Origin of the sequence: Microcoleus sp. (assembly GCF_041354475.1) — a bacterium.
Taxonomy (GTDB): domain Bacteria; phylum Cyanobacteriota; class Cyanobacteriia; order Cyanobacteriales; family Microcoleaceae; genus Microcoleus.
Window position 1 is genome coordinate 20544 of the sequence record NZ_JBGJZU010000071.1, and the last position, 12546, is coordinate 33089.

Consider the following 12546-nt stretch of genomic DNA (forward strand, 5'->3'; position numbering starts at 1 on the left):
TCACCAAATAGCCATAATCAGTGGTATATTGTTGAGTGCGGAAATCAGAACTGGGTTTTTACTGAATGGAAGTGATGCTTGTTCTGAACTATGCAAGATGATATCTTTTGTGTCAAGTGTGATCCAGGCAATTCCTGACAATACTTGAACTTCTCGATGAGTTTGAGGCACTCTGTATACCTCGTTTTTCATCAGGATAATGCGATTTGGTGCTACTAACTCGGAAGCTGTTTGAAGCATACTATCTCCTGTGAAATTAAATTGTCACCAACCAAAAAATCCGAAAATCAAAAGCAATAATTATGGGAAAGGTTTATTGGTAATAATGCCGATCGATCCAAGCGCGCATTTCATCATCCGTCGCGGCCCACGTAGAGCGACCAGTCAAGGGATCGAAACCGTGCCACCAACTATTACCATCGCGATCGGCAGTCTGCCAAATTCTCAGTTTATCCCCGCCCACAGCGGCGACTAGCAAAAACTGTCCAATTTGATTCATAGCTGAAAAGAGCCATTGCCCTTGCGGTTTTTTGGCGGGTAAAGCTGGAAGGTCAATCCCAACAAATCTCAATGGTTGGGATTTTTGCACTTTTTTATAAGTAGACATAGCCAACACCTAAGTAGTGTTAATTTTCACAAAAATTACAGGCTATATTGGCAAATATTACTATTTTTTACTGCCAAATATAGACAACACAATTTTATGAAAATCAATCTGTTACCTCATGAATTAACCTTAACTCTTTGGTAATTGACTATCAAATCATTGTTTGCATAGATTGTATGAATAAAATCGATACTTCGATTTAGTTAGCTCAAGTCAAGGGGAAAAACCCCCGCTAATGCTGGCTTTGGGGGAGGGGAGACCTTAGCGATCGAGGCGATGGGGGGGAGTTTTCCTTAGTATTAGTCTTCCATGGTCCGTCTAGGATTAAATACCCGGAGGCTCTCCCTCCCATGGCTGATTACCAATTCCGGTTGTATCGGAATGATTAGAATGATTAAACCACAGAGGACACAGAGGACACAGAGAAAGAGAAGAGAGAAATAATAATTCTGATGTCAACGGATTTGATATGATTACCAGTTCTCAATTCCCAATTGCGACTTTACCTAATGTTTGTGTCAGCGTTCATCGGATTTTGATAACTGCCAAAGTTGGATTTCATAACACAAATGCTGGTCAAAAAGTTTGCCTGCTGCCAATCCTTCAACCACCAATTTTTTGAACCAGCGACGAAATATCCAGCGCAAGAGTTTGTGTATGGGCGGAACTGCGATCGCAATTAAGTCTGCAACATAAATCATCGTGTTTAGTCCATACCTGCGGAAAGTATCGACATACAAATCGATGGTGGGCAAAATATGGGCGGAAATATCCTCAGTTTTGACTAAACTAAATCCAGCCTGTTTTAAGGCTCCATGAAGTTCTGTAACAACATGACAATTAGAGAACATTCCCTCTTTATAATTAGCATCAGAGCGCAGCATATCGGCAAGCAACACGTAGCCACCAGGATTGAGGATTTTGGCGGCGCCGTTAGCAATATCAACGGCAGACATATATTGGCTACTTTCGCTAAAGAGGATTAGATCGTAGGATGTGGTTGCTTGGAAGTTTTCAAAGGTTGTGAGGTGGAAGATGGTGCGATCGCCTGTACACTTGAGAAAGCGCTGTTGTTGAAATGGATCGGGTGCGAGTCCTTCGACTGCAAAACCGCGATCAAGCAAATAAGCCGCATTTCCCCCAATCCCACAGCCCACATCCAGGATGCTATGAGTGCCTTGGGGGATGGCATCCAACAGTTTTACAGTATAAGCTTGCTGAGCGATACGTAATCGCGGGAGTGTTAGTTCATCCGCCGGCACGGGTAGAGTTTCCCAATAGCCATAGTGAAGATAGGGGGATTCTGTCAAGCCCAAATAGTAATTAAGCGCTGCATTTTGGTAGCGAGTTACGTTGGAAATTTCGATGGATTTTGGCTGGGACATTGGAAAAATTCCGTAAGTTTTAGGGTTTCGGGCAGGGTTGAAATTCTTCCCAGCGGTTGCATACTTGTTCATAGCACTCAACCGGCGAAATTGCCAAATTTTGCAACAAATTGATATCTATGTGATTATTAGCAAGCAGTATAAAAATAATTGCTTTTTCAGGTTTGTAACTAGCAATAATTTGGCTTAAATTTGAAACAGTATTTTCCTCTAATTCTAGTTCTTCCAAATAAGCAGTGGCGTGGGATTGGGAAATAAACTGCAAATCGTACTTTACAGTATCTACGCTCCAATTGATAGCACCATTAATGGGAGTATGGATTTGGCAAACAACCATACCTCGTCCTAGATGCCAAAAGCCATTCCATGCAGTATATCCGATCGACAAAATATTCTGATGAATAAACAAGTTTTGCCAGTAGCCAAAACTACCCTGCCAAACACTATCTTCGATTCGCATTTCTTTTAGTTTCCCGTTGCGCCGACGCCAAGCAGTTTTAACTCAAAATTGCGTTTTTGTCGATCGTCCAAGGGAACGCAACAGCAGATTATTTGTAAAAATACTGAACTAACCATCATCCATACCTCGCAGATGAAAAAGAACAGGTAAACAAATCGGCGGGCATCCTGACTCAGAGAAGCAATAATCTCATTACAGTTGCGGGACAGCGCCGGATTTGCACCGAACTTTCCCCCTTACGTCTGATGTGTGTTTGTCATCAGAGCCGATCGATATACGGGAATATTACCACTATTTTGGATATTTGACAAAAAACTGATTAGACATCTGCAACAATTATTGTGGAGTAGTCCATAAAGTCTGTTATTGACAGACTTTTCACCCGAAGTACATTAGACTTATCGAAAACAGAAATATTTAGGAGATCGCTTTTTTATTCAACTACATAAATGCTTAACCCTTTTTTCGCATCAATATCAAACTTCAATCCCACCTCCTGTTCGTTGGTAATTACAACTTGTTCCTGGCAAACATCATTAATCATAATATTTTCAATCGTAGCCAACTGACAGAATGAGGATGCCTCGTTAACTAGAAAAATATTTTTTCCAACAGACAAAGTGATTTCCTTAACTTTTGCAACTCCCGCTCTCGGTTTCTTAAACCACTCTGTAATTTGACCAATTTCCTTAGCTTTACCGATTCCAGTTTGCCGCGAAATAACTTTAAAAGTCACTAATTCCGCTAGAGATTGGCACAATATCTCAACAAATTCACCCAATTCTAGCAGTTCTTTAGTACCTACAGTATCATCTACAATAGATCCGTGTGCAGCATCATTCCGATAGGTAATTAATTCATTTAGTTCTCCTTCCGCAGTATTTTGGCTCCCTAGAACCTCCTCTACAAATTGCTTAACTGTTCGATGCTTATTCACCCAATCCCAAGCATTCGATATTCCAGCATCAGCAAATAATTTTTCTAGCACTTCTCTGCGTAAATTCTGTTCGTGTAAAAGAAAAGCATCAGGTATTAATTTGTATTTTCCTTGAGCCGTTACTCCATCAAATAAACCTTGAATTACCTCATTAATAGACAGGTGTTCAAATCTCTTTTTCTTAAGATCGAGTAATAACCTTCCCACACCTATCTGATGGGTATCTTTAATGCTTTTTTCCAAATCTGAATATTCTGTAACAATATCGGGTAAAAGTTCCAGCCACTCTGCAATTAAATCCTCAACAAAGCGCTCGTAAATAGCATACAAGCGTGTAACTACAGCACAGCGATCGTAAACTAGCCACTCCAGTTCACTAGGAACCCCTTCTATTAGTTTAGTAAATTGCGTATTTTCGTCGGCTTCCGGTTGTGTTGGAGTGTCATTTCTAAATACAATTTCTCTCAGCCTGTCGTTGGTATTGATAATTTTATGTACTGTGGAAATATTCACATTTACTATCTTGAGAAGCTCATCAAACATCTCAACTTATTCTCCGATAACTTGCGATAGCATTTCGTCAAACATCCTAATTCGAGATTGGATGTCAGCCTTAGTTCTACCTTCACCTGTTAAAAGACGCGATTCTTTCCGATCAAAGAGCTTCTTTGTTTCTTCAATTACTTGTGATTTTTTATCGATCAATAGTTCTGATTTATCCAAATGCCTGCTCAATCCAACCATAACGGCATCATAGTAAGCTTTATAAGAATTTTTCTTCCAAGTCCCTGACTTGGGTTCAAAGGGTTTGAACAAACTTTCTTCATAGATTTGATGAGCCAGATTGAGTGTTTGTAAAAAAACATCTTTTAAAAATTCGATGTCTCGCTCAGAGAACCCCAGGCTTTTCATCATGTACAGATCGAGAAATCCTTCCATACCATTACGGAAATACTCTACATTACGCAAAGCAAAAAAACGCAGAACTAACTCTGCATCTTCCATCTTTTTATAAAGATTATTTGTTGATAATTCTGGGCTGTTATCTTCGATCGGAATTCCCCAAGCTTTAGCAAATATGGGATGGCGCGCTAATTCTATTAATAGCGAATCAAATTTTCCATAATACAAGCAATTTCTCACTTCTTGCTGACTTAGATCCACTCCACCAGTATTCAGACGCTCGAAGGTCTTCTGTTTGAGAAATAAACCCTCTTCAGGATCGGATGTTGATTCTCTAAGAATTACTATAGATGAGATAGAACGACGGTTGAGACCAGCCTTAATTTTACCAGGAAGCTGTTCGTATTTAAGTTTATTTAGTTCTGGCCAAAGTTCAAGTCCTGTCAGCGCAAATTTATTTGTATAAAAATCTTGAATAGCGGTGATTCTCTGTTGACCATCCATTACTTCATAAGAGTAGTAATCAATCTCATAAAGAATAATAGGCGGAACGGGAATGTTAATCAAAAACGACTCAATTAGTCGTGACTGCATCTTAATATCCCAACGCGCCCTTCTCTGATAAAATGGGCGCAAATTCATGTACTTAGGATTTTTTGACAGCGCTTCCACAAAGTTGGGAAGCTTTTCACGGTTGATTTCTGTAAGTATTCTCTTCTCTCCTGATTCATACTTCTCGTTAATCTCAACCTCAGATGTTTTAGTCCAAATTTTTGAGAGAGATTTCTCCCACATTTTTTCTTCAACAGACGCAAGTGGCATTTTTTATATCCTCTGTTATGGCGGCTCTTATGAATGATTATAGCATTTCTAGACTTAGCCTAAGTTCTCAGGCTCCAATAGCTCTTAAAAACTCAGCAGGCGCGATCGCACTTATCAATTCTCCTAGCCCGATCGCCAATATCTCCTCATTTTCATAATCTTTTCATTTTTACTGGTTTTATGCTAAATTAAAACAATGAAAGAATTATAAAAAACCACAATGAATCATCAGGCGCTCTGCCGTAAAACCTATCAAATTGGTATATTCGGGCTATTACTAGGAGTTTGGCTCAGCGGGTGCAGCAGTCCGACAACAGAGCCTCAAACCAAGCAGAATGGCGATTCTAGCGCCACTGCTAGCGATTCGACCAAAAAAGATAAAAAAGTCATTCTTACCACCTTTACCGTCCTGGCAGACATGGCTCAGAACGTTGCGGGGGATAAGGCGATCGTCCAATCCATCACCAAGCCTGGGGCGGAAATTCACGGCTATGAAGTTACACCCAGCGACTTAAAACGCGGACAAAATGCTAATTTGATTTTAGAAAACGGCCTCAACTTAGAGCGTTGGGCAACCCGATTTTACAACAGTCTCCCTAAAGTTTCTCACATTACTCTAAGTGAGGGAGTCTCACCAGTAAATATTGCAGAAGATGCCTATCGTGGCAAACCTAATCCCCACGCTTGGATGTCTCCTAAAAATGCTGTAATTTACGTCGAAAACATTCGCAAGACATTAGGAAATCTCGATCCGGCTAATGCTGCAAGCTATAACGCAAATGCGGCAAAATACAGCCAGCAAATAAAGGCGATCGATGCCAAACTAAAACAAGCTATTTCAGCCATTCCCCCCGACAAACGTTACATAGTAAGCTGCGAAGGAGCTTTTTCCTACATCGCCCGCGATTACGGCTTAAAAGAAGTTTACCTGTGGCCGGTTAACGCAGAACAACAAGCCACACCGAAACAAGTGGAACGGGTGATTAATACAGTCAAAGCTAACCAAATACCGGCTGTATTTTGCGAGAGTACCGTCAACAACAAAGCACAGCTTCAGGTAGCAAAGGAAACAGGCGCAAAATTTGCCGGGGTGTTTTATGTCGATTCCCTATCTCCACCCGACGGGCCCGCATCAACCTATCTTAAGTTACTTGAATACAACATCAATACTCTGATAAAAGGGTTACAGGGTAAGTAAGGAAGAAGGAAGAAGGAAGAAGGAAGAAGGAAGAAGGAAGGATTCTCATACAGCAAGCTTTTTAGCCATCTGTATCTTACGTTTAATTAAGTAAAGTTACTTAAGGGAAATAAAAAAGATGAATGAGATCGGCATTGATATTGAGAATGTGACAGTTGCCTATCACGGCAAAGTAGCCTTGCACAGCGCCTCGCTGCAACTTAAAGCAGGGACGATTTGCGGTTTGGTGGGGATGAATGGCGCGGGAAAATCGACTCTGTTTAAGGCAATTATGGGGTTTGTCCACCCAAATACCGGACGAATTTTAATTAATGGGTTGCCGATTAGTCAAGTGCAAAAACGCAATCTGGTTGCCTATGTGCCTCAGTCGGAAGAGGTAGATTGGCATTTTCCGGTGAATGTTTATGATGTGGTAATGATGGGACGCTATGGGTATATGAATCTGCTGCGGATTCCTAGGGCGATCGACAAACAAGCCGTGCGAGAAAGTTTGGAAAGGGTGGAAATGTGGGATATGCGCGATCGGCAAATCGGAGAGTTATCCGGCGGACAAAAAAAACGCACCTTTTTTGCGCGGGCTTTAGCGCAACAGGGTACGGTTTTGCTGCTGGATGAACCCTTTGCCGGAGTCGATATCAAAACTGAGAAGATGATGATTAACCTGTTGATGGAACTGCGTCAAACAGGACATACAATTCTTGTTTCAACTCACGATTTAGAATCTATTACCACATTTTGCGACCAAGTAGTATTAATTAATCGCAGCATTCTCGCCTATGGTAACACCTCTGAAGTCTTTACAGAGGAAAATATTTCTCGCACTTTTGGGGGTGGTGTGGGGAGTTTTTCGTCTGCTAAAAATCGGTTAACTCAAGTGAATCGGGAGGAACAATAATGGATTTAATTCAGTGGTTTGCAGCACCTTTGCAGTATGAATTCATGGTGAAGGCGATTTTAGTCAGCGCTTTAGTAGGGCTGGTTTGTTCGGCGCTTTCTTGCTACATGACTTTGAAAGGATGGGCTTTGATGGGCGATGCGGTTTCTCATGCGGTGATGCCGGGAGTTGTGATTGCTTATGTGTTGAATATTCCTTTGGCGGTGGGGGCTTTTTTGTTTGGGGTAGGTTCGGTAATGGCGATCGGCTTTATCAAAGCCCAAACTCGCGTTAAAGAAGATACGGTAATCGGTTTAGTGTTTACGGGATTTTTTGCCTTTGGTTTGGTTTTAATTTCTAAAGTCAGAAGTTCGATAGATTTAACCCATATTTTGTTTGGCAATGTTTTGGGTATTTCGGATGCTGATATTACTCAGACTGTAATTATTAGTGTCATTACTTTAGTAACTTTGGCAATTTTACGCAAAGATTTAGTGTTGTTTTGTTTTGACTCTACTCACGCGCGATCGATCGGTTTAAATATCACTTTTCTGTATTACGTGTTGCTGTCTTTGCTATCTCTGACTGCGGTGGCGGGACTTCAGACTGTGGGGATTATTTTAGTGGTAGCAATGTTGGTGACTCCGGGTGCAACGGCGTATTTATTGAGCGATAATTTTGACCATATGACGCTAATTGCGATCGCAACTGGTGTCTTTTCTAGCGTCATGGGAACATATATCAGCTACCACATCGATGGTTCCACGGGCGGATGTATTGTGGTGCTACAAACGCTGTTGTTTGTGTTGGCGATGATTTTTGCCCCAAAACACGGTTTGTTGGTTAGGGCGAAGAATGCAGGGGCGATCGGCGAATAAACAATGTATCTTAAAAGAGGTAGATTGCGATTTGTCGTTGGGTGGGGCAGGTTTATGAGATTGTCTGTTTTTGGCAATTATTATCGGTGAACCTGCCCCTACAGAAATTAGGGTAATTCACCGGATATGGTATTACTCATTCACAAAACTCAATATTTTCATACAAATCTGCGATCGCAATTTCCACCTGCACAGACGTTAACATCAGCCGATCGCCCGCACAGCTATATTCCGAAAAAATCCACTTATTCGCATCAGTTTTAGAGTATTGTTCAACCCGCAGCCGATATTGGTCGATTAATAAATACTCCTGAAAACTGGGAATACTGCGATAAGCCGCAAACTTATCATCTCGATCGTAAGCTCTAGTACCCTTAGATAGTACCTCAGCAATCAGCACAGGATTGGTAATTGTATCAGTGCGTCCAGATTGGAGTTCGATCGGTTTCGCCACCACCATCACATCTGGATAAGTATAATTATTAAGCTGGGGAACCCAAAGCCGCTGATCTGATGCAAAAATACTGTAAGGTTTACCCTTAAGGCTCACCCTCAAAATAGCGTTTAAGATGCTCGTGATTTCATTGTGATTCGGTGTGCCGCCAGCCATCAGAATAATCTCCCCATTGATAAATTCATGTCGATCCACAGAATTGACTTCAGCTTCTAGATATTCCTGGGCCGTGTAGGTTTTGGTTTCAACTTGCGCGATCATATACAAGGCTCTCCTTTAATCTACTCATTTCAGTTTATCTTAGAAATCGCTAAAAAACAGGCAAGATGCCTGTTCCACAAAGAATGAATCCGATCGCACTTGACACACTTACCGCAACGGCACAAAGTTATAACCAGTATTTCCTCCGAGTTTAACTTGTACTAAAATTGGCTTCCCAGCCCGATCGCCCGTTGGCAAAAACTTCACTTCTTCGCTTGCTCCTGGTGACGAGAAATTCGGGCTTTTGAGTGCTTGTTGTAACCCTTCCCGCGTAGTGCTTTTCCGCAATCCCGCGATGACAGCTTGAGTCGCATCAAAACTCGTTGCGGTGCGCCAATTTACTACTCCTCCCCACAACTGAGTGGCATTCTTGGGGAAAGTGCTACCGGGATTAGTTTCAGGATGCCAAGGAACAGGCAAAACAAGCCCGTCAACGCTCTTTTGTCCATCTTTTAACGTTTGAAAGGTGTACATTGTCGTGCTGCCGTAGAGTGGCAATTTGCCTTGATTGGTGCGTGCCAGAAGAATTGCGCGATCGATGCGATCGATGTGAGGTGCTAACATCAATCCTTGTGCGCCTTTACTGACTGCATCGGCGATCGCACTTTCGGGATTAAAAGAAGGGGTTGAAAAATCGCAAACAGTAGGAACTAATTTGCCTCCAGCAGCAGTTAGAGCCGCCACAAATTCATCTTTAAATGATATGTTATCGGGTGCTTGGGAGTCATAACAAATAGCAATATTAGTTTTGCCTGTTTTGACTGCATATTCTGCTAAGGGAGCCGCCATAATGCTAATATTCGGGACAGTCCGAAAGATGTAACTGCCAAATCCAGAGAGATTATTGGCAAAGCTTGTCGGTGTCACCATCACCAGTTTTTCTTGCTGATATATTGGAGCAGCTTCGAGAGAGGCATTGCTAGCATTGTGTCCAATTACTGCTAGGATAGTTGGATCTTTTGTCAATGTCTTGGCAACTTCTTTGACAACTCCTGGATCGTTATCATCATTGATGATTTGTACTTGCAATTTTGCGCCATTGATGCCACCGCTACTATTGACTTCGGATTGAGCTTGAGCGACACCTCGGAGAATTTCTTGGGCGACATTGGGGTTGCTACCAATGGGGACGCTGACCGCAATTTTCAAGGAAGAACCACTGCTGGCTGTGGCATTATTCAAATAAATAACGCTTTCTGGATCGTTGCGAGTTTGTTTTAAGGAAGCCTGAAATTTTTGAATCGCAGTAGAGTAATCTCCTTTACCAAAAGCATCAACGCCTGCTTGTTTGTCTGGTGTGGTTTGGGATGTCACCAATAGCTGATTTCCTAAACTGATGCGAGTTGCGATCGCACCCGATGAACTTGTACCCGATGTAGGTGTAGCTCCAGGTGTAGCTGTAGATGTATCTGAACTTTTGGATGCGAATAAACCGGGAAGGAACTTGAATGCACCAAACGCAACTAAGAAAAAGGCAATAATAAAAAATATGGGTGGCGGGCTTTTTTTGTTATCTTGGGACATAGTTTTTCTCCTTATATAATTTCTACAGAAAAGTTGTTAGCTACAATCAGTATTCAAGAGATTTCGGTTAAAGTCAATTCATTAAATTCATTAATTTAAGTTCATAAAAGTCATATCTATATGTGTGGGGCGGGCAAGATGCCCACCCCACAGGGGTTTCAGGAATTTTTGCAATGTGCATTTCCCGATAATGCTAGGATCGTAGAACAAGTAAGTGCGATCGACTTTGGTGGATTGATGTGTTTGTGTGCAACTATAAGTGCGATCGGCTTATATCTCTGAAATTAAACCCTAAATCATGCAAATTACGATCGCCCTTCCCGACAATCTACCTCTGACTGAAGCCGATGTGCGACTCGAACTTGCGATCGTACTTTATCAGCAACACAGCCTCCGTCTCGATCAAGCCGCTCAACTCGCCGTAATGTCTGTGGACGACTTTTACCAACTATTAATCGATCGCAATATCGTGACTCCGCCCGCAGATATCGATGACGAGCCCGCCGAACTTGTCCTAGCCAGCCTCCGTACATCCCTACAGCAAATTAAAGAAGGCAAATTACACCCTATTTCCGAACTGTGGGATGGCATTATCGATCGCATTTAATAAAGTCATCCAATTCATAATAATACTAGGGTGATGAGGACACTACAAGTAAGTGCGATCGGCTTTGGTGGGTTGATGTGTTTCAGTCCAACTATAAGTATCATCATCTTGTACATCTAATCTTCTCAACTGTCAAGTTTTAGCATTGACTAACAGCTTAAGGTATAACCAATAGTCCGGCAGGGGTTTAAACCCCTGCCTCAAAGCTAAAGTCCTCTCAAAGAGGACTGAAGAACTCATTAGTCCTCTTTCAGAGGACTTTAGCTATTAGACAGGGAATTCATTCCCGGTTGGACTGGCGGGCTGACTGGCAGACTTGGCGGGCTGACAGCTTAAGTTGACACCAATGACCTCAGCTTAAATATCTAGCAATTCACCAAATGCCGAATCAATATCAGTTTCAGCAACAACCCCATACTGAGGAAATGGTGAATGATTAGGAGACTCCGGCGACTCCACCGAATGCACTTTTGCTACAGGTGATTCTGCCACAGGTTCAACAACAACAGACTTAGATTTCTTGACATTAATTACAGGTGATTGTGTTCCATTATCTCCATTTTTACTGGTTTCATTCCGCAGCAACATTGCCATCAAACCATCCAACAAACCCCCACTACCGCCATTACCATTGACTGTGACATCGGGAACAACGCGAACACTACCATCCGAAACCGCTTGCATCAATTGCAATAGCGTGTAACTCTGCGTACCGAGAGCGTTGACACCAACTTGATAAGCATCCGCTTTTGCTTGTCCCATCAGCCGAATCCCTTCTGCTTCACCACTTGCGTGTTCGATCGCAGCAGTTGCACTCAATTGGGCAATTTTCACCCCTTGTTCCGCCGCCACCACCTGATTTTGAATATTTGCGATCGCAGTTGCGCGCACCAATTCTTGACGCTGCGACTCTGAAATCCGCTGTACTTCGTAGGTTTTTTCCTGTTCCTGAGCAATTTTGCGATCGGTCAATGTTTGCATCAACTCTGCTGGCGGCGAAATCAAACCGATCAGCGTGTCTACAGCCTGCACATCATAGGCACGTAGGGCTTCACGGACGTGTTCGGCGGCCTCTGCTTGGCGTTCGCTGCGTGCGATCAAAAAGTCGAGAATCGTATATTCTTGAGCCGAATTCCGAAAGTAATTGCCGACAATTGGACGCAACACTTGGTCGATGAGATTTTGCATCGAACCTTGCCGCGAAATGACTCTCGGTGCATCCAAAGTACCGACATGAATGATTTGAAAAATTTCCAACTCAAAGGTAAATCCGTCAAAAGAAAGTAATTTCAGAGCGCTTAATTTTGAGTCGTAGCCGTGTTCTCCACTGAACCGCGATGTGAAGTTTAAAACTACATCAGTAGTGGGAACAAGTTCGACTTTCATCACTTTTGTATTGATCGGATGTTTACCGGGATAAAGCGGTTCTACCCACACACCTTTATCGCCTTTGTTGACGAGATTTCCGTGGGTGAAAGCCACACCACTTACATCTTTGTGCGATTCCCCTACATAGGGCTTGCTGAATAATCGATCGCACTTGACGTCGCGAAAGGTTATTCGATGGCGCGATCGAGTAAAGTGCAAGATAAAGAGGTAGAATAGGTCAAAACCCGTGCATCACCACCTGCGATCG

At 42.4% G+C, this 12546-nt stretch carries 14 protein-coding genes and 1 riboswitch; of the genes, 5 read left to right on the forward strand and 9 right to left on the reverse strand.

Annotated elements, in window-relative coordinates; genetic code table 11:
* The 6 genes from ACBR23_RS22130 to ACBR23_RS22155 all read right to left on the reverse strand — a co-directional run bounded on the left by ACBR23_RS22130 (position 1) and on the right by ACBR23_RS22155 (position 5114).
* Positions 1 to 240: a hypothetical protein gene (locus ACBR23_RS22130; protein WP_341738309.1), complete on the reverse strand. Its 240-nt coding sequence runs from the start codon at positions 238 to 240 to the stop codon at positions 1 to 3.
* A gap of 73 nt (positions 241 to 313) precedes the next feature.
* Positions 314 to 607, reverse strand: a complete 294-nt coding sequence (locus tag ACBR23_RS22135; RefSeq protein WP_371120449.1) for a hypothetical protein — start codon at positions 605 to 607, stop codon at positions 314 to 316.
* Between the two features lie 518 nt (positions 608 to 1125).
* Positions 1126 to 1992: a class I SAM-dependent methyltransferase gene (locus ACBR23_RS22140; RefSeq protein WP_371120450.1), complete on the reverse strand. Its 867-nt coding sequence runs from the start codon at positions 1990 to 1992 to the stop codon at positions 1126 to 1128.
* A gap of 19 nt (positions 1993 to 2011) precedes the next feature.
* On the reverse strand, positions 2012 to 2452 hold the full coding sequence (locus tag ACBR23_RS22145; protein WP_371120451.1) for a hypothetical protein: 441 nt from the start codon (positions 2450 to 2452) through the stop codon (positions 2012 to 2014).
* 139 nt (positions 2453 to 2591) lie between these two features.
* Positions 2592 to 2737, reverse strand: a riboswitch (cobalamin riboswitch).
* A 148-nt stretch (positions 2738 to 2885) separates the two neighbouring features.
* Entirely contained in the window at positions 2886 to 3932 is a 1047-nt protein-coding gene (locus ACBR23_RS22150; RefSeq protein ID WP_340519055.1) for an MAE_28990/MAE_18760 family HEPN-like nuclease, read from the reverse strand.
* A 6-nt stretch (positions 3933 to 3938) separates the two neighbouring features.
* Positions 3939 to 5114 carry a DUF262 domain-containing protein gene (locus ACBR23_RS22155; RefSeq protein ID WP_371117046.1) on the reverse strand — a complete coding sequence of 392 codons (1176 nt, stop codon included), beginning with the start codon at positions 5112 to 5114 and terminating at the stop codon, positions 3939 to 3941.
* A gap of 220 nt (positions 5115 to 5334) precedes the next feature.
* Here ACBR23_RS22155 and ACBR23_RS22160 point away from each other — a divergent pair, with 220 nt between their 5' ends.
* From ACBR23_RS22160 to ACBR23_RS22170, 3 genes are all read left to right on the forward strand, one after another.
* Complete coding sequence (locus ACBR23_RS22160) at positions 5335 to 6312, forward strand: metal ABC transporter substrate-binding protein (RefSeq protein WP_371120452.1); 978 nt, start codon at positions 5335 to 5337, stop codon at positions 6310 to 6312.
* Positions 6313 to 6430: 118 nt separating this feature from the next.
* Entirely contained in the window at positions 6431 to 7207 is a 777-nt protein-coding gene (locus ACBR23_RS22165; protein WP_371117044.1) for a metal ABC transporter ATP-binding protein, read from the forward strand.
* On the forward strand, positions 7207 to 8064 hold the full coding sequence (locus tag ACBR23_RS22170) for a metal ABC transporter permease (protein WP_371120453.1): 858 nt from the start codon (positions 7207 to 7209) through the stop codon (positions 8062 to 8064). The genes ACBR23_RS22165 and ACBR23_RS22170 overlap by 1 nt, the downstream gene beginning before the upstream one ends.
* Before the next feature lie 136 nt (positions 8065 to 8200).
* Here ACBR23_RS22170 and ACBR23_RS22175 read toward each other — a convergent pair whose 3' ends face one another.
* Together ACBR23_RS22175 and ACBR23_RS22180 are read right to left on the reverse strand one after the other, a co-directional pair.
* The gene (locus ACBR23_RS22175; RefSeq protein WP_371120454.1) at positions 8201 to 8779 is read right to left on the reverse strand and encodes a Uma2 family endonuclease; all 579 of its coding nucleotides are present in this window, start codon (positions 8777 to 8779) and stop codon (positions 8201 to 8203) included.
* A 108-nt stretch (positions 8780 to 8887) separates the two neighbouring features.
* Positions 8888 to 10303, reverse strand: coding sequence for an ABC transporter substrate-binding protein (locus tag ACBR23_RS22180; RefSeq protein ID WP_371120455.1), 1416 nt, complete (start codon positions 10301 to 10303; stop codon positions 8888 to 8890).
* Between the two features lie 138 nt (positions 10304 to 10441).
* Between ACBR23_RS22180 and ACBR23_RS22185 the strand changes: the two genes are divergently transcribed.
* The gene (locus tag ACBR23_RS22185) at positions 10442 to 10585 is read left to right on the forward strand and encodes a hypothetical protein (RefSeq protein WP_371120456.1); all 144 of its coding nucleotides are present in this window, start codon (positions 10442 to 10444) and stop codon (positions 10583 to 10585) included.
* A 16-nt stretch (positions 10586 to 10601) separates the two neighbouring features.
* Positions 10602 to 10910: a UPF0175 family protein gene (locus tag ACBR23_RS22190; protein WP_371120457.1), complete on the forward strand. Its 309-nt coding sequence runs from the start codon at positions 10602 to 10604 to the stop codon at positions 10908 to 10910.
* A gap of 357 nt (positions 10911 to 11267) precedes the next feature.
* On the opposite strand, the gene ACBR23_RS22195 is transcribed toward ACBR23_RS22190, so the two are convergent.
* Positions 11268 to 12392: an SPFH domain-containing protein gene (locus ACBR23_RS22195; RefSeq protein WP_371120458.1), complete on the reverse strand. Its 1125-nt coding sequence runs from the start codon at positions 12390 to 12392 to the stop codon at positions 11268 to 11270.
* Positions 12393 to 12546 lie beyond the last annotated feature (154 nt).